21 protein-coding genes and 1 pseudogene are annotated in these 20,530 nt (G+C 55.5%); 17 read left to right on the forward strand and 5 right to left on the reverse strand.

From position 1 onward, the window contains the following. Positions 1-30: 30 nt before the first annotated feature. A complete protein-coding gene (locus tag ACTQ33_RS12825) occupies positions 31-2,202 on the forward strand; it encodes an ATP-binding cassette domain-containing protein (protein WP_441464994.1) in 2,172 nt (723 codons plus the stop codon). Positions 2,203-2,326: 124 nt separating this feature from the next. Here the strand turns inward: ACTQ33_RS12825 and ACTQ33_RS12830 are convergent, their stop codons facing one another. Continuing rightward, positions 2,327-2,692 (reverse strand): winged helix-turn-helix transcriptional regulator, encoded by a 366-nt coding sequence (locus tag ACTQ33_RS12830; protein ID WP_441464995.1) that lies wholly within the window; start codon positions 2,690-2,692, stop codon positions 2,327-2,329. Positions 2,693-2,828: 136 nt separating this feature from the next. Between ACTQ33_RS12830 and ACTQ33_RS12835 the strand changes: the two genes are divergently transcribed. Beyond that, complete coding sequence (locus ACTQ33_RS12835) at positions 2,829-3,320, forward strand: flavodoxin family protein (RefSeq protein WP_441464996.1); 492 nt, start codon at positions 2,829-2,831, stop codon at positions 3,318-3,320. A gap of 72 nt (positions 3,321-3,392) precedes the next feature. Here the strand turns inward: ACTQ33_RS12835 and ACTQ33_RS12840 are convergent, their stop codons facing one another. From ACTQ33_RS12840 to ACTQ33_RS12850, 3 genes are read right to left on the reverse strand one after another with little or no spacing between them, the layout of a single operon-like run. Then, positions 3,393-4,319, reverse strand: a complete 927-nt coding sequence (locus ACTQ33_RS12840; protein ID WP_441464997.1) for a hypothetical protein — start codon at positions 4,317-4,319, stop codon at positions 3,393-3,395. Next, positions 4,316-5,059 carry an ATP-binding cassette domain-containing protein gene (locus ACTQ33_RS12845; RefSeq protein ID WP_441464998.1) on the reverse strand — a complete coding sequence of 248 codons (744 nt, stop codon included), beginning with the start codon at positions 5,057-5,059 and terminating at the stop codon, positions 4,316-4,318. The genes ACTQ33_RS12840 and ACTQ33_RS12845 overlap by 4 nt, the downstream gene beginning before the upstream one ends. Beyond that, on the reverse strand, positions 5,047-5,763 hold the full coding sequence (locus tag ACTQ33_RS12850) for a GTP-binding protein (RefSeq protein WP_441464999.1): 717 nt from the start codon (positions 5,761-5,763) through the stop codon (positions 5,047-5,049). The genes ACTQ33_RS12845 and ACTQ33_RS12850 overlap by 13 nt, the downstream gene beginning before the upstream one ends. Positions 5,764-5,938: 175 nt before the next feature. On the opposite strand from ACTQ33_RS12850, the gene ACTQ33_RS12855 reads away from it, so the two are divergent. From ACTQ33_RS12855 to ACTQ33_RS12905, 11 genes are all read left to right on the forward strand, one after another. Then, the gene (locus ACTQ33_RS12855) at positions 5,939-6,616 is read left to right on the forward strand and encodes a Crp/Fnr family transcriptional regulator (RefSeq protein WP_441465000.1); all 678 of its coding nucleotides are present in this window, start codon (positions 5,939-5,941) and stop codon (positions 6,614-6,616) included. 22 nt (positions 6,617-6,638) lie between these two features. After that, a complete protein-coding gene (locus tag ACTQ33_RS12860) occupies positions 6,639-7,724 on the forward strand; it encodes an ABC transporter substrate-binding protein (protein WP_441465001.1) in 1,086 nt (361 codons plus the stop codon). Positions 7,725-7,726: 2 nt separating this feature from the next. After that, positions 7,727-8,476 carry an ABC transporter permease gene (locus ACTQ33_RS12865; protein ID WP_441465002.1) on the forward strand — a complete coding sequence of 250 codons (750 nt, stop codon included), beginning with the start codon at positions 7,727-7,729 and terminating at the stop codon, positions 8,474-8,476. A gap of 3 nt (positions 8,477-8,479) precedes the next feature. Next, positions 8,480-9,061, forward strand: a complete 582-nt coding sequence (locus ACTQ33_RS12870; protein ID WP_441465003.1) for an ATP-binding cassette domain-containing protein — start codon at positions 8,480-8,482, stop codon at positions 9,059-9,061. A gap of 235 nt (positions 9,062-9,296) precedes the next feature. After that, positions 9,297-9,776, forward strand: a complete 480-nt coding sequence (locus ACTQ33_RS12875; protein ID WP_441465004.1) for a class I SAM-dependent methyltransferase — start codon at positions 9,297-9,299, stop codon at positions 9,774-9,776. Positions 9,777-9,900: 124 nt separating this feature from the next. Then, positions 9,901-10,302 carry a YbaN family protein gene (locus ACTQ33_RS12880; RefSeq protein ID WP_441465005.1) on the forward strand — a complete coding sequence of 134 codons (402 nt, stop codon included), beginning with the start codon at positions 9,901-9,903 and terminating at the stop codon, positions 10,300-10,302. After that, positions 10,289-11,113: an ABC transporter transmembrane domain-containing protein gene (locus ACTQ33_RS12885; protein WP_441465006.1), complete on the forward strand. Its 825-nt coding sequence runs from the start codon at positions 10,289-10,291 to the stop codon at positions 11,111-11,113. Before ACTQ33_RS12880 ends, ACTQ33_RS12885 begins: the two co-directional genes overlap by 14 nt. Next, positions 11,077-12,027, forward strand: coding sequence for an ABC transporter ATP-binding protein/permease (locus ACTQ33_RS12890; protein ID WP_441465007.1), 951 nt, complete (start codon positions 11,077-11,079; stop codon positions 12,025-12,027). The genes ACTQ33_RS12885 and ACTQ33_RS12890 overlap by 37 nt, the downstream gene beginning before the upstream one ends. Beyond that, positions 12,009-13,655, forward strand: coding sequence for a thiol reductant ABC exporter subunit CydC (gene cydC, locus ACTQ33_RS12895; protein ID WP_441465008.1), 1,647 nt, complete (start codon positions 12,009-12,011; stop codon positions 13,653-13,655). Before ACTQ33_RS12890 ends, cydC begins: the two co-directional genes overlap by 19 nt. 125 nt (positions 13,656-13,780) lie before the next feature. Beyond that, on the forward strand, positions 13,781-14,053 hold the full coding sequence (locus ACTQ33_RS12900) for a metal-sensing transcriptional repressor (protein ID WP_441465009.1): 273 nt from the start codon (positions 13,781-13,783) through the stop codon (positions 14,051-14,053). A 117-nt stretch (positions 14,054-14,170) separates the two neighbouring features. Next, a complete protein-coding gene (locus ACTQ33_RS12905) occupies positions 14,171-16,042 on the forward strand; it encodes a heavy metal translocating P-type ATPase (protein ID WP_441465015.1) in 1,872 nt (623 codons plus the stop codon). A 93-nt stretch (positions 16,043-16,135) separates the two neighbouring features. On the opposite strand, the gene ACTQ33_RS12910 is transcribed toward ACTQ33_RS12905, so the two are convergent. Beyond that, positions 16,136-16,516, reverse strand: a complete 381-nt coding sequence (locus tag ACTQ33_RS12910) for a metal-dependent transcriptional regulator (RefSeq protein ID WP_441465010.1) — start codon at positions 16,514-16,516, stop codon at positions 16,136-16,138. Between the two features lie 240 nt (positions 16,517-16,756). Between ACTQ33_RS12910 and ACTQ33_RS12915 the strand changes: the two genes are divergently transcribed. From ACTQ33_RS12915 to ACTQ33_RS12930, 4 genes and pseudogenes are all read left to right on the forward strand, one after another. Beyond that, entirely contained in the window at positions 16,757-16,969 is a 213-nt protein-coding gene (locus ACTQ33_RS12915; RefSeq protein ID WP_441465011.1) for a FeoA family protein, read from the forward strand. Positions 16,970-17,089: 120 nt separating this feature from the next. Then, entirely contained in the window at positions 17,090-19,093 is a 2,004-nt protein-coding gene (gene feoB, locus ACTQ33_RS12920) for a ferrous iron transporter B (protein WP_441465012.1), read from the forward strand. 310 nt (positions 19,094-19,403) lie between these two features. Continuing rightward, on the forward strand, positions 19,404-19,775 hold the full coding sequence (locus tag ACTQ33_RS12925; RefSeq protein WP_441465013.1) for a metal-dependent transcriptional regulator: 372 nt from the start codon (positions 19,404-19,406) through the stop codon (positions 19,773-19,775). Between the two features lie 33 nt (positions 19,776-19,808). Next, positions 19,809-20,530: pseudogene (locus tag ACTQ33_RS12930) on the forward strand (hypothetical protein); the annotation flags it as partial.

The following is a 20,530-nucleotide window of genomic DNA, read 5'->3' on the forward strand; positions in this document are numbered from 1 at the left end:
AACAGCTGCTCAACCTAGCATCTGTCATGCATGGCCATGCAGCCTTCGGTGCTGATCCTCGACGAGCCAACATCCCAGCTGGACCCAATCGCGGCATCGGACTTTCTGGCCACGCTGGGACGCATCAACCGAGAGTTGGGCACCACCATCCTTCTGACGGAGCACCGACTGAAAGATGCCTTCCCTCTGGCCACTCGTGTGGCGGTGATGGAGCAAGGACGGCTCCTTTGCAGCGGCACGCCTGCCGAGGTGGGGGAGGCTCTGCGGGAAAAGGGTCATGCCATGTTTCTGGCCATGCCCACGGCCATGCGGGTGTGGGCGGCGGTGGAGCAGGTGGGACCCTGCCCAGTCACCGTCCGGGAAGGCAAGGACTGGCTGGCAGCCTATGGTACGGCCCATCCTCTGGGCACGCTGCCGCCGGAACCAACCAGAACCTATCCGGAAGAACCGGTTCTGGAAGCGTCGGAGCTGTGGTTCAAGTATGAAAAAGACGGTCCCGATGTGGTACGTGGATTTCACCTTGCACTGAAAAAAGGCGAATTCTATGCACTGCTGGGAGGTAACGGCGCCGGTAAGTCAACGTCTTTGAAGCTGCTGGCCGGACTTTTAAAACCCTATCGCGGTACGGTCCACGTCTGTGGAACTGTGGGCGCTCTGCCCCAGAATCCCCAGACGCTTTTTGTCAAAAAGACCGTCCGGGAGGATCTGGCGGAAATTCTGGGCGGCAGCAAAGAGGAGGAGACAGCGCGTATTGCCCATGTGGTAGCTCTGTGTCGTCTGGAGGGACTGCTGGACCGACACCCCTACGACCTGTCCGGTGGAGAGCAGCAGCGGGCAGCTTTGGGCAAGGTCCTGCTGCTGAACCCGGATATTTTGCTAATGGACGAGCCCACCAAGGGACTGGACGCGGAGTTCAAGCAGATCTTCGCAGAAATCTTGCAGGTGCTGCTGCGGCGCGGTGTTACGATTCTGATGGTCAGCCATGATATTGCATTCTGTGCCCGATATGCTCACCGCTGTGCGCTCTTCTTTGACGGCAGTACGGTGGCAGAGGGGACGCCTCGGGCCTTCTTTTCCGGCAACAGCTTTTACACCACTTCTGCCAACCGTATGGCACGGGAACTGGCGTCGGAGGCCATCACGCCGGAAGATGTGATCGCCCTGTGCGGCGGGCAGCTGCCGCCTGTGCCGGAGCTGCCGGAGGATATCCCACTGCTTCCGGAACCGGAGGAGGGGAGCCCGGCGGAAAAGCCGAAAAAGCTGCCCTGGTGGCGCAAACTGCTGGCGGCATTGTCCGCTGCCGTTGCGCTGATATTGTTTTTCTCCTTTATGGGCGTGGCAGATCTGACGACGCTGGTCACTGCGGAGGGGCTGACTACCCTGGCGGGGGAACAGCTGCTGCTGTACATCGTATTTTGTGTTTCTCTACTTGCGTTTGCCGTCTGTATTACGCGCCGCAGCCACCGACCAGACTATTTGCGGCAGACGCCAAAGGAACAGCGGAAGCTGACAAAACGTACGTTGGCAGCAACCATTCTGATCATACTGCTCATTCCTGTAACACTCTTTATTGGCATCACTTATCTGGGGGGAAAGAAGTATTATTTTATCTCCCTTCTGATTCTGCTGGAGACCATGCTCCCGTTTTTTATGATCTTTGAAGGCCGCAAACCCCAGGCCCGGGAGCTGGTGATTCTGGCGGTTCTGTGTGCCATTGGCGTGGCGGGCCGGGCGTTCTTTTTTATGCTGCCACAGTTCAAGCCAGTGATGGCAGTGACTATCATCTCCGGCGTGGCGTTTGGCGGAGAAGCCGGTTTTCTGGTGGGTGCCATGACCATGCTGGCATCCAATGTCCTGTTTGGACAGGGGCCGCTGGCGCCATGGCAGATGTTTTCCATGGGTATCATTGGATTCCTTGCCGGTATCCTGTTCCGGAAAGGGCTGCTGATGCGGACGCGGGGGGCACTGTGTGTCTTTGGCGCTCTCTGCGCCATCCTGATTTACGGCGGTATCATGAATCCGGCTTCTGCCCTGACGGCAAACCGGGAGCTGACAGGCGGCATGCTGCTGAGCAGCTATATCGTGGGAATGCCGTTTGACTGTATCCACGCCATGGCAACCTGGCTGTTTCTGTGGTTTGCCGCGGAACCTATGCTGGAAAAGTTAGACCGGATCAAAGTAAAATATGGTTTAATTGTATAGAACAAACTGAAAAAAAGCAGCCGACCAGATGCAAATAAGGGTAGGTATTTGTGAGACATCTGAGTTAAGTATAACCGGCGATTTGCTGTCGAGCTATCGCCGGTTATATTTATGCTGACAGGCACTACTCTTGCAGTAAACACTGTGGGCAATGGCTTTTCAGATTGGAAAACTCCTGCATATGCTGATTGCCCCAGTCCCGGAGCTGCCGCAGGAGCTCCAGTAGCTCCACACCGGCATCGGTCAGCTGGTATTCCACTCGGACCGGAACCTCGTTGTACTGCTGGCGGCTGAGAATGCCGTAGCCTTCCAGACTCTTGAGGGACTGGGCCAGCATGACATTGGTGATGCCGGGTACGGCCCGTTTGATGGCATTGTATCGCCATGGTCTGCCGTCCTTCAACAGACAGATAATATTCAGCTTCCACTTGCCGCCGATGATGTCCATGGTCAGCCGCAGGGGGCAGAGATCGTGAAATGAAGAGTCCATGGGAGTTCCTCCAGGTCAGAATTTTCTTACCATGTTCAGAAAAACTGCGTTCTTGCCAGAGTGGTAAAAGTTGATATACTGGTAAGTGGTATGAAAAGTATACCAGATATTCTTTAGAAAGCAAGAGGGAAGAACCATGCAGATTTCCATTGTGTACGATACCAAGACCGGCAACACTGAGGAGATGGCCAAGTACATTATCGAGGGCATCACTTCTGTAGAAGGGATGGAGGCCAAAGCTTTTTCCATCGATGCTATCGACGCCGACTATGTAAAGAACAGCTGCGGCCTTATCGTGGGTACGCCCACCTATAACGGCTACTTGTCCGCCCGTATGAAGACCTGGCTGGAAAGCGGTCCTGCCAAGTTGCAGGTAGCCGGTAAGCTGGCTGGTGCCTATGCGACGGCAGCTTTTATCCACGGCGGCGGCGATCTGGCCATCCAGTGTATTCTGACTCATCTGATGGTGGACGGTATGATGACCTATTCCGGCGGTCAGTCCTACGGTATGCCCGTGATCCATTTGGGCCCTATGGCCATTGCGCCGCAGCTGGAGCAGTTTGCCGACCTGTTCCGTACTTATGGCCAGCGGATGGCCACCCAGGCTGTGCGGCTGTATCAGAACTGAAACCATACCGGAGAGACAAATGGCTGCAGCGATCTAGCAATCGCTGCAGCCATTTTCGGTGTTTTAAGCCATTCAAGAACGTTGTGTCCAATCTACCGCACCAGGGAGCTTCCGGCAGTACAGCCGATAAAAGTCATCATGTGTCATAGCTTCCAGCCATGAGGCAGAAGGACAGCAGGCCATGGAGACATCCTGGAGGCTTCTGGACTGTGCATGCTCCGGGTAAACGATCAGATCTCCGTTGGATGCATAAAACGCACAGAGAGACGGGCATAGAATTTCTTCTGCCATCCGGCGAGCCAGTTGCTGTGCCAGAGAGGTACGGGCGCAGAAATAGGAGGGGATTAAAACAGGCCCCCCGGCTGGAAGCTGCAAAAAAGTTTCCCGGCCATCGGCCCGCAGAGCGTAGAGCGAGGGCACCAGAGCAGTTCGAGCGCGGTTCTGCCGTACGGCATGGAAGGCGCCAATGGGCATATCGGTTACAAGGCTGCGTTCCAGCAGTGTTTCTGCCGCACGGCTGCCCCACCGTTCCCACACGGCTTTGACCACCGTCTTGACAGCGGAGTTGTTGATGCCGCCCAGGGCCAGACCGTTCCAATCCGGCAGAGCAGTACAGGCACAAGACTCCGGATCCCGGGTGTAATAGACCAGGGGAATGGACAGAAAGGGGAGCAGAAAAGGGCCACGCTCCACGGCATCCAGCATGGGACCGGAACGCAGAGGTATCCAGTCCCGGACCGAATACAAGGAATCCCGCAGTTTGCAGAAAATTTCCGGATCCTCGAATACCTCCAGGTCGGCAGAAACGATCAAATCGGGCAGAATGGCGTCAGGCCGGGCCAGATAGTCGGAAAGATGTTCAGAATATCCCAGGCCAAAATAGCGCACTTCCAGATGGATGTTGTCAGCCAGCAATCGCTGGGCCAGAGTATCCAGAAATGCCTTTTCCTGCCGGTGCAGTACACAGATGTGATTCCAATAGAGTAAAATATGGGTCATGCCAACAGGGCTCCTTTCCGCAGCAGGGCTTGATAGTGCCGCTGCCGACGGTATTCTTCTTCCAGTGTTCGATACAGTTCGGATTCTGCCGGAGAGCGATCTACCACGGCTTTGACCGCACCACCGCCAAGAACAATGCGCTGCTTCGACAGGAGAGCAGTGTGGGGGTCATGGGTCACCACCAGTACCAGTTTCTCCTGGTGCCGCAGCAAACCCAGCGCCTTTTCCTTATCGATTCCGGCGTTTTCGATTTCATCAATCAGTACAATGGGACTGTCACAGATCAGAGCAATATCTCCGATCATCAATGCCCGGGACTGACCACCGCTCAGCTGATTGAGGCTTTGCTCCAGGGCCACCGGCTCTGGTGTAATGGTGTTAACCAGCTTTAAAATTTCGCCCGGATCCACTTGCCGGTCACGGCACTGGCCATGAAGCAACGAAAATTCCTCCACTGTGGTGTCCAATACAAAACGCATGTTCTGCCCCAGATGGGCTACCAACTGCCCTGACATCGTCTGCCGGCAGGCACGGGACACAGGAGCACCGTCCAGAAGAACCGTGCGGCCTGTCACAGAATCCCCCTGGGCCAGCTGTTCAATATCCTTGATGAGTCGGGATTTTCCCGAACCGGTGTTGCCAACAATGGTGTACAGATGGCCGCGATACAGGTCGATGGCGGAAAAGGGCTCCGGCTGGCCATGTTTATCCCGACCGGGCAAGATCGTTATGCAGTCCATGAAGGAACCTCCTCTCCAAAGGAAATTTTACCTACAATGCCCTGCTGATAGGAACTGCCCACCCGCTGCTCACCCACACAGTAGGAACATACGCCGCTGGGCATGGTGTGGCGAAGCACATCCTCTGCAAAATCGCCGCAGGCGGGTCGTTCCTGCAACCACAGGGCCAGACGATCCACGCCATAACCGGCCAAGCCATCCACGGGAAACAGGGCGGCGGTGGGATTCAAATGCCGGACCCGCCAGCAAATAATCTCCAGCTCCGCCTGGGACACCATGTCTGTCTTGGTCAGCACAATAAAATCTGCCTGGGTCAGCATGGGGCCCAGCTGATCCGGTGCCCGGCAGCTGGCGGTACAGTCCAGAACGCAGCCTGCTGCCATTTTCGCCGTGGCCGGAGAGCAGCGGTGGCACAATCCGGCGGTCTCAATGATAAGGGTGCGGCGTCCCAACCGGTCGGCCCAGTCCCATAACTCCGGCAAATTGGAAACAAGAAAATGGTCTGGGCAGATATCGCCGCTGAGGCCTGTCACACAGGGGAGGCCCAGGGCGTGGAATACGGCATCATCCTGGCTGTGCAGGCAGTCGATCTTACAGACACAGGGAGAAAAACCACTTTGATCCAGAAGAGGAAGCAGACTGCGGAGGACAGCAGTTTTGCCCACAGCCGAGGCTCCGGAAAACAAAATAACATGACTTGGCATGGTCGTACCTCCTTAAGGGATAAAATTTCGTTAGTTATATCTAACCTACCATAAGAACACCGTGATTGTCAGTATCAAATGAGACCAAGGAAAAATCTTTTTTCCTTGACGAATAGGCCCTCTTGCCTGTACAATACAGGAAGGTTAGTGGAAACTAACTAAAGTGAAATGAGGTGTGGAGTTGGAGCAGACCGAACTGGGGGCAAAGCTGGCTCTATCGCCGCTGCTGGCTGGGATGGAGATACCGCCGGAGCAGCTTTCCGTCCAACAGTACCGCGCTGGGCAGATTGTCAGCGATTGTTACAAAGGAACGCCGTCTGTGGGGCTGGTAACAGTCGGTCGGCTGGAAGTCTATTCCGTGGCACTGGATGGGAAGGATGTCCTGCTCAATGAGTTGACGGCAGGGGAGTGTTTTGGAATCTGCAATCTTCTGGCTCCGTCGGAGCTGGAGACGGTGTTGCGTTGCGGCACGGAAGCGGAGATTCTCTATATTCCCAAAAGCGTACTGCGGCAGTGTTTGACGAAAGACAGCGCGTTTGCCCTGCGATTCGGGACGGTGTGCGGAAAAAAGTTACAATTTCTTCTGCGTCGTATTGAACTGCTGACCATGCAGTCCTGCCGGGGCCGGGTCATAGCCTTTTTATTGTCCCGACAGGATCAGAACGGCACGGTGTATCTGCATGGTTCCCGGGAGGATCTGGCTCGTCATTTGGGTGTCAGTCGGGCGGCGCTGTTCCGGGAGCTGGCGGCACTGCAGGCCATGGGCACCGTTGCAGCTCATGGGACAAGCTTGTCGGTTCTGGACTCCCAACAGTTGGAGCATCTGCTCTACCATCCATCCAACATCAAGTGATCCATAGGAAAGGAATATTATTATGAAAAAGTTTTTTACGTTGCTGTGCGCACTGTCTTTGACGACTACCATGCTGGCAGGCTGCGCTGTCGATTCCTCTACGGAGGCCACTTCAAACTCGCAGGATACCGACGGTGAGACCATTGTGACGGAATCGGGAACGGCGGATACTCCGGAGGTCAGCGAGACGGAGACGGCAGAGGCGGTGGATGTGAATGTCATGGCGTTGAAAGGTCCTACGGCCATGGGCATGGTACAGTTTATGAGCGAAGTGGACGCCGGCACAATCACCGACAACAACTATCAGTTTTCGATTACGGCCATGACTGATGAGGTCAGTGCGGCCCTGGCGCAGGGCACGACGGATATTGCGGCTGTACCGGCCAATCTGGCCTCCATTCTGTATCACAATACGGAAGGCGGGGTTCAAGTGTTGGCTCTGAATACACTGGGCGTGTTGTACATCGTTGAGAGTGGCGATACGGTTCAGTCCATAGCAGACTTGCAGGGCAAAACCATTTATGCCAGTGGTAAGGGCGGCACACCGGAGTATGCGCTGAACTACATACTGACTGAAAATAGTATCGATCCAGCCACTGATGTGACCATTGAGTGGAAGAGCGAGCAGACGGAGTGCCTGGCAGCCCTTACTGCTCAGGAGAATGCCATCGCCATGCTGCCGCAGCCCTTTGTCACCACAGCTCAGACGAAGAGTGACGCCATCCGGGTAGCGTTGGATCTGACAGAGGAGTGGGACAAGCTGCAGGCTGACAGTGAGACGCCCTCCACGCTGGTCACTGGTGTGGTGGTAGCCCGATCGGCTTTTGTGGAGGAACATCCTGATGCGGTTTCAGCTTTTCTGGACCACTATCAGACCTCTGTGGAGTTTGTCAATTCTAATGTAACTGAGGCTGCCCAGCTGGTAGGGGCCTATGATATTGTTACCGCAGAGGTGGCAGAAAAGGCCATTCCTGCTTGCAACATTGTCTTTATGGAAGGTACGGAGATGCAGGAGAAGCTGTCCGGCTATCTCTCCGTATTACTGGAGCAGAATACCAAATCTGTAGGCGGCGCCCTGCCCGGTGATGACTTCTACTACAGCCGTTGATCATGAAGCAAGGTGGAATGCTGCGGCTCTGGGCGGTACTGGTGTGGCTTCTGATCTGGCAACTGGGTGCCATAGCCATGGATCAGCAGATTCTGCTGGTCTCTCCCATTGCTGTTCTGATGCGCCTGGGAACACTGGCTGTGGAGCCATCCTTCTGGAAAGCTGTGGGATTCTCCCTGTTGCGGATCACTGGCGGTTTTTTTCTGGGGGCGGCGGTGGGTACGGTGCTAGCCGCCCTCTCCGCGAGACTGCGCCGGGTAGAGGAGCTACTGGCCCCACTGCTGCTGGCTATCAAGTCCATTCCTGTGGCCTCCTTTATCATCCTCGCCCTGATCTTGTTTTCCTCCCGGAATCTGTCCGTTCTCATTTCCTTCCTAATGGTTCTGCCGGTTCTGTACGCAGGTGTTTTGGGCGGTATCCGAGCCATGGACAAACAGATGCTGGAAATGGCACAGGTGTTTCAAATTCCTACGCCCCGGCGGGTGCGCTACGTCTATCTGCCTCAAGTGTTACCCTATTTCCGGGCGGCATGTGCTTCTGCCCTGGGGCTGTGCTGGAAATCGGGCATTGCTGCTGAGGTCATCGGCATGCCTACAGGCTCTATTGGTGAACGGCTCCAACAGGCTAAGATTTATCTGGATACGCCGGATCTCTTTGCCTGGACACTGGTGATTGTCTTGGTGAGCTTGGCCTTTGAACGACTCTTTTTGGCCCTGCTGCAAATAGCAACCAGATATCTGGAGAGGATGTGAACCATGGGGGACATTGTGATGCACAAACTGTGTAAATCCTTCGGGGAAAAGGCGGTGCTGCGGGATGTGTGCGGCATTCTGGAATCCGGGCGCATCACCGGATTGATGGCCCCTTCAGGAGCGGGGAAAACCACGCTGCTGCGAATCCTCATGGGACTGGAGCAGCTGGATGACGGCTATATTGAGGGTTTGAATGGCTTGCGTCTTAGTGCGGTGTTTCAGGAGGATCGACTGTGCGACCAGCTGGACAGCGTATCCAACCTCCGTTTGGTAACTCCATCTCTGAGCCGGGCAGAAGCCAGAAAAGCTTTAGAGACGGTAGGGCTTGCCGACTGCATCGGTCAGCCCACCCGAGAACTGTCCGGTGGACAGCGGCGGCGTGTGGCCATTCTCCGCGGACTGCTGGCGGACTATGATCTGCTGATTCTCGATGAGCCATTCAAAGGACTGGATCGGGAAACCAAGCAGTTGGTCATGGAGGATACCCGACGTCGGTGCATGGGAAAAACCGTATTATTTGTCACGCACGATCCCACGGAGTTGGACGCTCTGGGTGTAGCCAAATTGCTGACGGGCCTGGAATAAAAGAATGCGCTCCACAGAAGCCAAGACGCTTCTATGGAGCATATTCTCATGTCAGTTAGGATGGAGTTTTCACTACCACTAGGTATATTTTGAATGTAGCTACTGCTTGTGCTGTGCGGATGCCACAGCTCACCTCCCCAAAGACGCATCCATCATCTGATCAAAGTCTTGACAGAAGCAAATGCGTATGATATTTTTAGTTAGCGAATACTAACTAATGGATGAGGGATTACAAATGAAGGAAAGAGATACCCGGGTACAGGATATGACAAAAGCGATACAGTGGAGTTGTACCGATGTGGAGGCATATCTGTCGCCGCTGTCTTATGAAGCACTGCTGGATGTGGGATGCGGCACAGATTGTTTGCTGGCGCAGCTGCCACCCAGTAACACCCAGGTTCACTGGGAAATCGATTTGTCACAGAGGTTACCCTTTGGGGACAATACCTTTGATGTGGTCACCTGTATTCATAGCTTTCACCAGTGTCCGGATCCTGACGAAGCCATGCGGGAGGTGCTACGGGTTTTGAAACCCGGCGGACGCTATCTGCTTTCCGATCAACGAGACGGTGTGGCATCCTTGTGGCGTTCTCATCGGCGGGAAAATCGCCACGGTATCCGGGGGTACATGGAGCGCAACGGCTTTATCAATGTGGTGGGGACCCAGGTTCGGGGGCGGGTCTATACGGTCATCGGCCGCAAACCACGCGGATAGTCAATGGAAAACGGGACAGAAAGAAAAAGGACCAGGGCGGTGGCCGGCATATGATACTGGCCACCGCCCTGGTGTCGAGGATAGACTATACGTCATGGCGTATGAGAAAGGTAATATACATTCTATGAAACTGTTTTTTATGATCTTGGGATTTCTAACCCTGGGACTGGGTGCCGTTGGTGTGGTACTGCCAATCCTGCCCACCACGCCGTTCCTGCTGGTGTCGGCGGTGTGCTTTGCCAAAAGCTCTCGGCGGCTTAACGACTGGTTTCGGGGAACCAAATTGTACAAGGACAATCTGGAGACATGGGCCAGGGGAGAGGGGATGACGTGGCGAGCGAAGCTGCGGGTCATGGGAACGGTGACGGTGCTGATGGTTCTGGGCTTTTGGATGATGCACAGCGTTCCTGTTGGCAGGATCTGTCTGGCCGTTGTCTGGGTCGCCCATATTGTGGCCTTCTGCTGCATCGTCAAAACGTGCCCGGCCGAGAAAGGAGGACGGTGCTGCTGCCATGATGATCAATAAACGACTGCTTGCCATGGTGCCGGAGTCAATGCCATGGATGGTACGCAAGGTGGCGGTCAACTGGCTGTCCCTGGCAGCGGGCATCGTTCTGTGGTTTACCGTCGCCTGGATTCTGGACCGGCTCCAACAAGGAAGATCCGTGGGAATGGAAACGGCAGCGGCCTTTCTCGTTTGCGCCGCCTGTATTGCGGTTCGATTTGCCCTGACCCGTGCGGCTACGGTCTGTACCTACAGGGCAGCATCCTGCGTCAAGGGCAAACTGCGCACGGCCCTCTATGGGAAGCTGCGGCGGCTGGGCGGCGGCTATACGGATGCTTTTCCTACCGCCGAGGTGGTGCAGCTGGCCGGCGAGGGTGTGGAGCAGCTGGAATCGTATTTCGGCAACTATGTGCCCCAGATCTTCTATGCCCTGCTGGCGCCGCTGACGCTGCTTTGTGTCTTTTTGCCCCTGTCGCCGCTGACCGCTCTGACCCTGTTTGTCTGTGTGCCGCTGATCCCTGCTGCCATCATGGCTGTGCAGAAGGTGGCCCGGCGGCTCCTGAGCAAATACTGGGACGCCTACGCCAACCTGGGCGACAGCTTTCTGGAAAATCTCCAGGGCTTGACAACATTGAAAGTGTACGGCGCCGATGCAGCCCGTCATCAGGCCATGAACCGGGAGGCGGAGCAGTTCCGCCGGGTGACCATGAAGGTGCTGACCATGCAGCTCAACTCTGTGACCATCATGGACTTTGTAGCCTACGGCGGCGCATCTTGGCGGCACGGGCCTTTGCCATGGAACAGGTCTCTCTGGGCGGTGCTGTGGCCATGATCCTGCTGGCCAGCGAATTTTTTCTGGCCATGCGGGCTTTGGGAAGCTACTTCCATGTGGCCATGAACGGCATGGCGGCCAGTGAGCGGATGTTTCGGTTCCTGGATCTGCCGGAGCCGGTATCCGGCGGCAAGTCGGTGGCGGGCGGTGACTTCCGGGCTAACGGCCTGGGCTTTTCCTATGACGGCACAAAACCGGCCTTGCAGGATGTGGGCTTTACCATTCCCCAGGGCAGATTTGTGTCCATTTGCGGCGAGAGCGGCTGCGGAAAATCCACCCTGGCATCCCTGCTCAGCGGTACCCGGCAGGGCTATACGGGCAGCCTGCGGCTGGGAGACACGGAGCTGCGGGACGCAGAACTGGACAGCCTCCGCCGCCACATCACTGTCGTTTCTTCCAACAGCTACCTGTTTGCCGGTACCGTCCGGGACACCTTGCTGGAGGGCAACCAGCAGGCCGGGGAAGCGGAGATGGAAGAAGCCCTGCGGCGGGTTCACCTGCTGGACTTCGTCCAGGCCCAGGGTGGTCTGAATATGGTCTTGTCGGAACGGGGCGCCAATCTGTCCGGCGGTCAGCGGCAGCGACTGGCACTGGCCCGGGCGCTGCTGAAAAACAGTCCCGTCTATATCTTTGACGAGGCCACCAGCAATATCGACGCCGAAAGCGAAGCCCAGATCCTGCAGGTCATGGAGGAGCTGCGGGGCCGTCATACGGTTCTGATGATCTCCCACCGCCTGTCCAACGGCGTCCACGCCGACAACATTCTCTATCTGGAACGGGGCAGACTGGCAGCCCAAGGTACCCATGAACAACTGATGGCCTGCCCCGGCGGCTACGCCGCCCTGTTCCAAACACAGTACCGACTGGAATATCTCAACGAAAAGGAGGACACGCCATGCGCCGAAGCGGAATAACGATTATGACGGGACTGCTGGGCCTGGTCCGGCCGCTGGCCCATGTGATGGTTCTGTGTATTCTGTTGGGCACTCTGGGCTTTTTCTGTGCCATTGCCATTACGGTGCTGGCGGCAGATCTGCTGCTGACGGTGCTGGGGGAGTCTCCGTGGTCCATGTCCTTTTCCGTGGTTGCGGGAGCCATGATCGCCTGCGCAGTGGGACGTGCCGTTCTCCGCTACGGTGAGCAGACCTGTGGCCACTATATCGCCTTCAAACTGCTGGCCATCATTCGCGACTGGCTCTTTGGCGCCTTGCGGCGGCTGGCCCCTGCCAAACTGGAAGGGCGGGGAAGAGGCGATCTCATCGCATTGATCACCGGCGATATTGAACTGCTGGAGGTGTTCTACGCCCATACCATCGCCCCCATCTGCATTGCCGTGCTGGTGTCCCTGACCATGGCGCTGGTCATTGGCAGCCTCCATCCGCTGCTGGGGATTCTGGCGCTGGTGTCCTATGGCATGGTAGGTTGTGTCATCCCCCTGTGTACGGCGTCCATGGGACGGCAGGGCGGTATGGCGGCACGGCAGCGGCTGGCGGAGCTCAACAGCTATTTCCTGGAAAGTCTCCGGGGCATCCGCGAGACACTGCAATATGGCTGTGACGAGGATCGGGCCAAGACCATCGAAAGCCGTACGACGGAACTGAATCAGCTGCAGCGGCAGTTGAAAAGTCATGAAGCAGTGGCATCGGCCTGGTCCGGTGCGGCGGTTACCGGCCTGGTGCTGATCATGCTGGCGGCGGGACTGGCCATGCAGCTGCCCTTTGCCGCGGTACTGCTGTCCACGGTGATGCTCTCGGCTTCCTTCGGTCCGGTGCTGGCCCTGGCCAACCTGTCCGGTGCCATGGATCAGGTCCTGGCCGCCGGTGAGCGGGTCCTGGCTCTGCTGGAGGAGCAGCCGGAGACGGGGGAAGTCCTGGAAGGGGAGAACCCCGCTTTTACCGGGGCGCAGGTGGAGCATCTGTCCTTTTCCTACGATCAGGAGGAAATCCTCCACGATCTGTCCGCAGACTTCCCGCAGGGCCAGATCATTGCCGTCACCGGCAAGAGCGGCTCCGGCAAGTCCACACTGCTGAAGCTGCTGATGCGTTTCTGGCAGACGGCGCCGGGGCAGGTGCGGATCTCCGGTGTGGATGTGGGTCGGATCGCCACAAAGCATCTGCGGTCGATGGAGAGCTATATGATCCAGGACACGGACCTGTTCCACGACAGCATTGCAGACAACATCCGGGTGGGTCGTCTGGACGCCACCCGGGAGGAAGTGGAAGCGGCGGCGAAAAAGGCGTCCATCCACGACTTTATTCTGACCCTGCCCCAGGGCTACGACACGCCGGTGGGTGAACTGGGCGAGACGTTATCTGGCGGCGAGCGGCAGCGTATCGGCCTGGCCCGGGCCTTTCTCCATGATTCGCCCCTGCTGCTGCTGGACGAGCCTACCAGCAACCTGGACAGTCTCAACGAGGGTGTCATACTCCGCGCCTTGCAGGAAGAACGGGGCCACCGGACGGTGATCCTGGTGTCCCATCGAAGTTCCACCCTGTCCATTGCCCAGCGGGCCTATACGGTGGAAAGCGGCCGGCTGAGCTGACAGATCCACACCATCCACAGCGGCATGCAGCCCATTGGGCAGCATGCCGCTGCAAATGCTTTCTTGACAATAAAAACGCGGCAAGGTATCATATACATATACCCCTAACCGTATGGAGGTGCGAAATGAGACAATGTATGGACGCGGAAAATCTGCATCGCCGGTTAAAGAAGATCATCGGCCAGGTGCAGGCCATCGACCGAATGATTGATGAGGATATTGCCTGTGAAGATATTCTGTCGCAGATCAACGCGGCGAAATCCGCCTTGCATAAGGCCGGTCAGGTGGTGCTGGAAGGTCATATCAAGCACTGTGTCAGAGACGGCATTGAGCACGGGGACGCAGATCAGACCATAGAGAATTTCACCAAAGCGGTCGAACGATTTGCCAATATTTGATATTTTTTGTGAAAGACAGCCCATGAGGCTGTCTTTTTCTTTTGTGTTGACAAACATATACCCCTATGGGTATAATGAACCCATACCCCTATGGGTATAAAGAGGAGGTATGTGATGATGCAAAAGGTCATTGAAAAACTGGAAGCCGTGCTGGAGTGGGGAGGGACAACCAAAGACATCCTCTGCCTGGTCCTGGGCGGCGTGTCGCTGATTGTCAGTCTGATCGATTTGGCGCCGATGCCATTTGACGCAGCCTGGATTGCCATTATTCTGTGTGGACTTCCCATCATCCTGGAAGCCATCATCGGCCTGGTAACTGCCTTTGATATCAAAGCGGATGTGCTGGTCTCCCTGGCCCTGGTCGCATCGGTATGCATCGGTGAGGATTTTGCGGCAGGTGAGGTAGCGTTTATCATGCAGCTGGGTGCCCTGCTGGAGGAACTGACCGTATCCAGAGCCAGAGCAGGTATCGAAAAACTGGTCCATCTGACGCCCCGGACCGCACGGGTCGTGGATGGAGACGAGGAGAAAATCGTCCCGGCGGAGCAGGTTCGAGTCGGTGACAGAATCCGCATTTTGCCGGGCGAAACCATTCCGGTAGACGGTGTGATCCGTTCCGGCCAGACCTCCATCAATCAGGCGGTCATGACCGGAGAATCCCTGCCGGTGGATAAAACCGTCGGTGATACCGTTTCCTCCGGCACGGTCAATCAGTTTGGCGTATTCGAGATGGAGGCCACCAAGGTCGGTGAGGACAGCTCCATTCAGAGAATGATCCGGCTGGTACAGTCTGCTGACGCGGACAAGGCGAAGATCGTGGGCCTGGCGGACCGATGGGCCACCTGGATTGTGGTCATTGCGCTGACTGCGGCAGCTCTGACCTGGTTCATTTCGGGCGAGATCATTCGGGCGGTCACCATTCTGGTTGTATTCTGCCCCTGCGCCCTGGTGCTGGCGACACCGACGGCCATTATGGCGGCCATCGGCAATGCCACAAAGCATGGCTTTCTGGTACGGGAAGGAGACGCGCTGGAGCGGCTTGCAAAGGTTACAAAAATCACCTTTGACAAGACGGGTACCCTGACCTATGGAACACCGAAGGTTATTGCGGTCCAGACTGTCTCGGATTTTACCGGACAGGAACTTTATGCGTATACGGCGGCAGTGGAGCAGTTTTCGGAGCATCCGCTGGGGAAAGCCATTGTGTCCTGCTACCGGCAGGAAGTAGGGGAGACCCTGGCCCCGGCAGAGCAATTTACCATGATCCCCAGCCAGGGCGTTTCCGCTGTCGTCAACGGCAAAGCCGTAAACGCCGGTAACTGGAAGCTGCTGCAGGAGATCCCCATTTCCCGCTCCCTGGCTGCCGATGCCGGGAAATATCTTTTGGAAGGCTGTACCGTCATCTATGTTGCCATCGGGGATCGTCTGGCAGGCTACCTCGTTTTGTCGGATACGGTCCGGCAGGAAAGTGCGGCCATGATCCAGGCATTGCATGGGATGGAGGTGCAGCCGGTGCTGCTGACCGGCGACAACCAGAACGCGGCCAACGTCATTGGCAGCCGTCTCGGCATACAGGAGATCTGCGCAAACTGTCTGCCGGAGGATAAGCTGCAGCACATCGGAACGTTGCAACAGCAAGGGGAGTCGGTGTGCATGATCGGCGACGGCATCAATGATGCACCGGCCCTTAAAAAGGCCAATGTGGGCATCGCCATGGGCGGCGTAGGCAGTGACATTGCCGTGGACGCATCGGATATCGCTCTGGTGGATGATGAGATCAAGGAGCTGCCCCATCTGTTGGCGCTGTCTAAGAAAATGATGAAAACCATCCAGCGCAATCTCATTTTCTCTATGGGATTGAATTTCCTGGCCATTGCTCTGGCCATCACAGGCATCCTGGGGCCGGTGGTCGGCGCCCTGGTCCACAACGCAGGCTCTGTGGTGGTGATTCTGAATTCTGCCATGCTGCTCAGATGGAAACGGACGTAGAGAAACAGCAAATAATACACAATGTCCCTGATCAACCCGAAAGTCGGGTGGATCAGGGACATTAAGCAAGACTGCAGGGCGGGAAGGCGCATTTCATGTGGGTTGGTCGGAATATTGTTCCATATGTTTCTGTATGGCCGCAAAAGACCGTTCACTGATCACGTGCTCCATGCGGCAGGCATCCTCTGTTGCCGTATCTTCGTCAACGCCCAGCTGCATCAGCATTTTCGTTAAAACAGTATGCCGCATATACATGGTTTTTGCAATTTCCATACCGCTTTCCGTCAAAGAGATGGCGCCATCCGTATCCACTGTAACATATCCGTTCTTTTTTAAAATGGACATGGCCCGACTGACACTGGGCTTGGAATATCCCAGATGTTCTCCCACATCGATGGCACGGATATAGCTTTTGCTCAGCGAGAGTATATAGATCGTTTCCAGGTACATCTGGCCGGATTCGTAAATCGACATGGCTGCCTCCATTCCGTTAGTATTTTATTATTATAGCACAAAATGATTCTGCTTTTCAAATGCTTTCTCCTGTGTGCTGCTCAAAAGATGAACTGGAAAATTAGTGCTTGGCAAATGCAATGGAGTGATATATTCTTTAGGAGCTGAAGTTAGAAATTCCTAACTCTTTTTTTAGGCATAGGAGTTGTCCTGTGCTAACCGAAACGATGTAAAGATAAAACAAGAAAACGGGTGAATAACATGACACTGAAAGAAGCTGTGGAAGGAAAAGAGTATCGCGTCCAACGGATCTGTACAGCGGATGAGGAATTAAATGCATTTTTGTTTTCCCTGGGATGCTATGAAGGAGAATCCATTACCGTGGTCAGCCATCTGAAAGGCGGCTGCGTCGTTTCCATTAAGGACGGCAGATATAACATCGACAATCAGCTGGCGGAAGCCATTGAGATCTGAACCCGATGCAGCGCCGGATACCAAAGAATTTTCTGGTTTACTGTACCCGACGGTTAGCAAAAGGTAACCGTGGTGTGTTGTAAAAATTTGTGAGAATCAGAGACAGAGGAGGAACTACCCATGCGTATTGCCTTGACAGGCAACCCCAACTCCGGCAAGACCACCATGTATAATGCCCTGACCGGGCGTAATGAAAAGGTGGGCAACTGGGCCGGCGTTACGGTGGAAAAGAAAGAACATCCCATTAAGAAAGCCTACTGCAGCGGCGCGGAAGAGCTGATCGCAGTGGACCTGCCTGGCGCGTATTCCATGTCGCCCTTCACCTCGGAGGAGAGCATTACCAGCTCCTATGTGCGCCATGAGCACCCCGATGCCATTATCAACATCGTGGATGCCACCAACCTCAGCCGCAGCCTGTTTTTTACCACCCAGCTGCTGGAACTGGGCATACCGGTCGTTGTGGCACTGAATAAGAGCGATATCAATGCCAAAAAGCAGACGACCATCGATGCTGCCGGCCTTTCTGCCAAGCTGGGCTGCCCGGTTCTGGAAACGGTATCCATTTCCGCCGACGGCCTGAAAGCCGTGGTGGATGCCGCCGTGGCCCTGAAGGGTCAGGAGCAAAAGGCTCCCTATACCCAGAGCGATATTGATCTGACCAACAAAAAAGTCGTGGAAGAGGCGGACCGCAAGCGATTTGCCTTTGTGAATCAGCTGGTCTCGAAGGTGGAGAAGCGGAAAGTTCTCACCCGTGACAAAGGCACCGGCGATGCCATCGACGCTGTCCTCACCAACAAGTTCCTGGGCATTCCCATTTTTGCCGTGGTCATGTTCCTGGTGTTCCAGATTTCCCAGGCCTGGGTGGGACCCTTGATCGCTGACACGCTGGTGGGCTGGATCGAAACCTTCCAGGGATTTGTCGCAGATGCGCTGGCAGATGCCAATCCGCTGCTGACTGCTCTGCTGGCCGATGGTATCATCGGTGGCGTCGGCGCTGTGGTCGGCTTCCTGCCTCTGGTCATGATTATGTACTTCCTCATCGCACTGCTGGAGGACTGCGGTTACATGGCCCGTGTCTCCGTGGTGCTGGATCCCATCTTTAAGAAGGTGGGCCTGTCCGGCAAGTCCGTCATCCCCTTTGTCATCGGCACCGGCTGCGCCATCCCCGGCGTTATGGCCAGCCGTACCATCCGCAATGAGCGGGAGCGCCGTGCCACCGCCATGCTGACACCCTTTATGCCCTGTGGCGCAAAGATCCCTGTCATCGCCCTCTTTGCCGGCGCATTCTTTGATGATGCCGGTTGGGTGAGCTTTACCATGTATTTCACCGGCATTGTCCTGATCTTCCTGGGCGCCCTGCTGGTCAACAAGATCGCCGGCTATAAGAGCCGCAAGTCTTTCTTCATCATCGAGCTGCCCGAGTATAAAGTCCCCTCTCTGCTCTTTGCCCTCAAGGCCATGATTGCACGCGGCTGGGCCTACATTGTCAAGGCCGCCACCATCATCCTCCTGTGCAACACCGCCGTGCAAATCATGCAGACCTTCGGCTGGAACTTCCAGGTGGCGGAAAGCGCTGACAACTCCATCCTGGCCTCCATTGCCGGTCCCTTTGCCTACCTGCTGGTACCCATCGTGGGCGTCCTTAGCTGGCAGCTGGCTGCTGCTGCGGTTACCGGCTTCATCGCCAAGGAGAATGTTGTCGGTACTCTGGCCGTTTGCTTCGTGGGCCTGGAAAATCTTATCGACACCGATGAGCTGGCCATGCTGGAGGGCACCGGCGCGGAGATCGCCGGTATCATCGCCATCACCAAGGTGGCTGCCTTGGCCTATCTGATGTTCAACCTGTACACGCCCCCCTGCTTCGCTGCCATCGGCGCCATGAACTCCGAAATGAAGAGTGCCAAGTGGCTGTGGGCCGGCATCGGTTTGCAGCTGGGTACCGGCTATGCGGTGGGCTATCTGGTCTATCAGATCGGCACCCTCATCACCACGGGTACTGTGGGCGCAGGCTTCGTCCCCGGCCTCATTGCCGTGACCGTGTTTGCTGCCATTCTGGTCTATCTGTGCAGAAAGGCCGACAAAGATCTGAAGAATGAGTACGCCCTGAGCGGAGCGAGAGCTTGATGATCGACTACATTGTAATTGCGATTCTTGTGATGATCGTTGCAGCTGCAGCCATCTATGTGTACAAGGCAAAGAAAAGCGGCAAAAAGTGTATCGGATGCCCGGATAGCTGCTCATGCGGCTCTCAAAAAGGTGATACCCATTGCAGCTGCAGCGAACATTGTCATAAATAGCATGTCAGATCGAGATTGCGGCTTTCCGGGTGGGGAGCCGCAATCTTTTACCAGTGTGTTAGTGATTTCTAACCATAGGATATGTTTTTCTGGATCCTGTAGCCTTGTACTAGAGGATAGGGGGATGATGTGACTCCATGAAAACGAAACAGATGACAGAAGACTATATGAAGACCATATACATCTTATCCAAAGAAGGGAACGTCCGCTGTTTTCAGCTGGCAGACCGCCTGGCGGTCTCCCGGCCCACAGTTTCCATTTCTCTGAAGACGCTTGCGGAAGATGGCCTGGTCTATTTTGAAAAAAAGGCGGTACATCTGACTGCGGAAGGGCTGAAAATTGCAAAGGCTGTAGAGGAACGGTATCAGGTATTATATCGGTTTCTGCGAAATCTCGGTGTCAGTGCAGAGATAGCCTCCAGAGATGCCTGCAAGATGGAGCATGTGCTCAGCGACGAAAGTTTTTTTGCACTGCGATCTCTGGAACAATCAACCAGTGTATGTGTGTAGTTTGGGCTTGCCCCTCAGAAACAGGTGTGGCTTATGTTTATCGAGTATTTAAAAAGAGCAGACGCAAAGTACACGCACTGGAACGGTCATGTGACCGGCGTGTCGGTCTGCCGATTTACAGTACCTGAGCTGTCAGAAAAACAAACATTGCTGCTTCCAAAATGGGAAGCACAGTCAGCCATTGAGATATTTTTCTGCACAGGTGGACAAGCCATAGTCAATCTAGCAGGGACGGCACCGCGCAAAGTAGAACGACACCATATTTTTGTGCTTATGGGTACGATGGAACTGCATTCTGTGAAAATAAGCCAAGAACTACAGGGCTTTCTTGTGGCCATCGAGAAAAAACAGATGCGGGAAGACACGCTGCCGGTTTGCGTGGCTTTGGGGTTGCAGTTGGATCTTTGCCGGCTGCAGCAAAAATTGGCTGCGCAGCACAGCTGTGCCATCCTATCCCAAACCTGCTGGACCAAGGCTGTTTTTGATTTCCTGCCCAACTTGCCAGAGGAGACAAGAGGCCAATATTGCCTGCTGAAAGCCGTTGAGCTGCTGTATATGCTGAATACGCAGCATACCGGTGCGGAACAATGGACAAAGCTTGGGGAGAATCTACAGACGGTACAATGTGCATTGGATGTCCGAACCTACGGTCGGGATATGGCTGTTACTATCCGGAGCGCTGCTCAGAATTCTGTTGGGTCCTGTATGCCTGCCAAATCCCTGGAATTGCAACATACCATCCGGCTTATCCGTGA

The sequence above is a fragment of the Candidatus Avoscillospira sp. LCP25S3_F1 genome (genome assembly GCF_052117125.1).
GTDB lineage: Bacteria > Bacillota > Clostridia > Oscillospirales > Oscillospiraceae > Avoscillospira_A.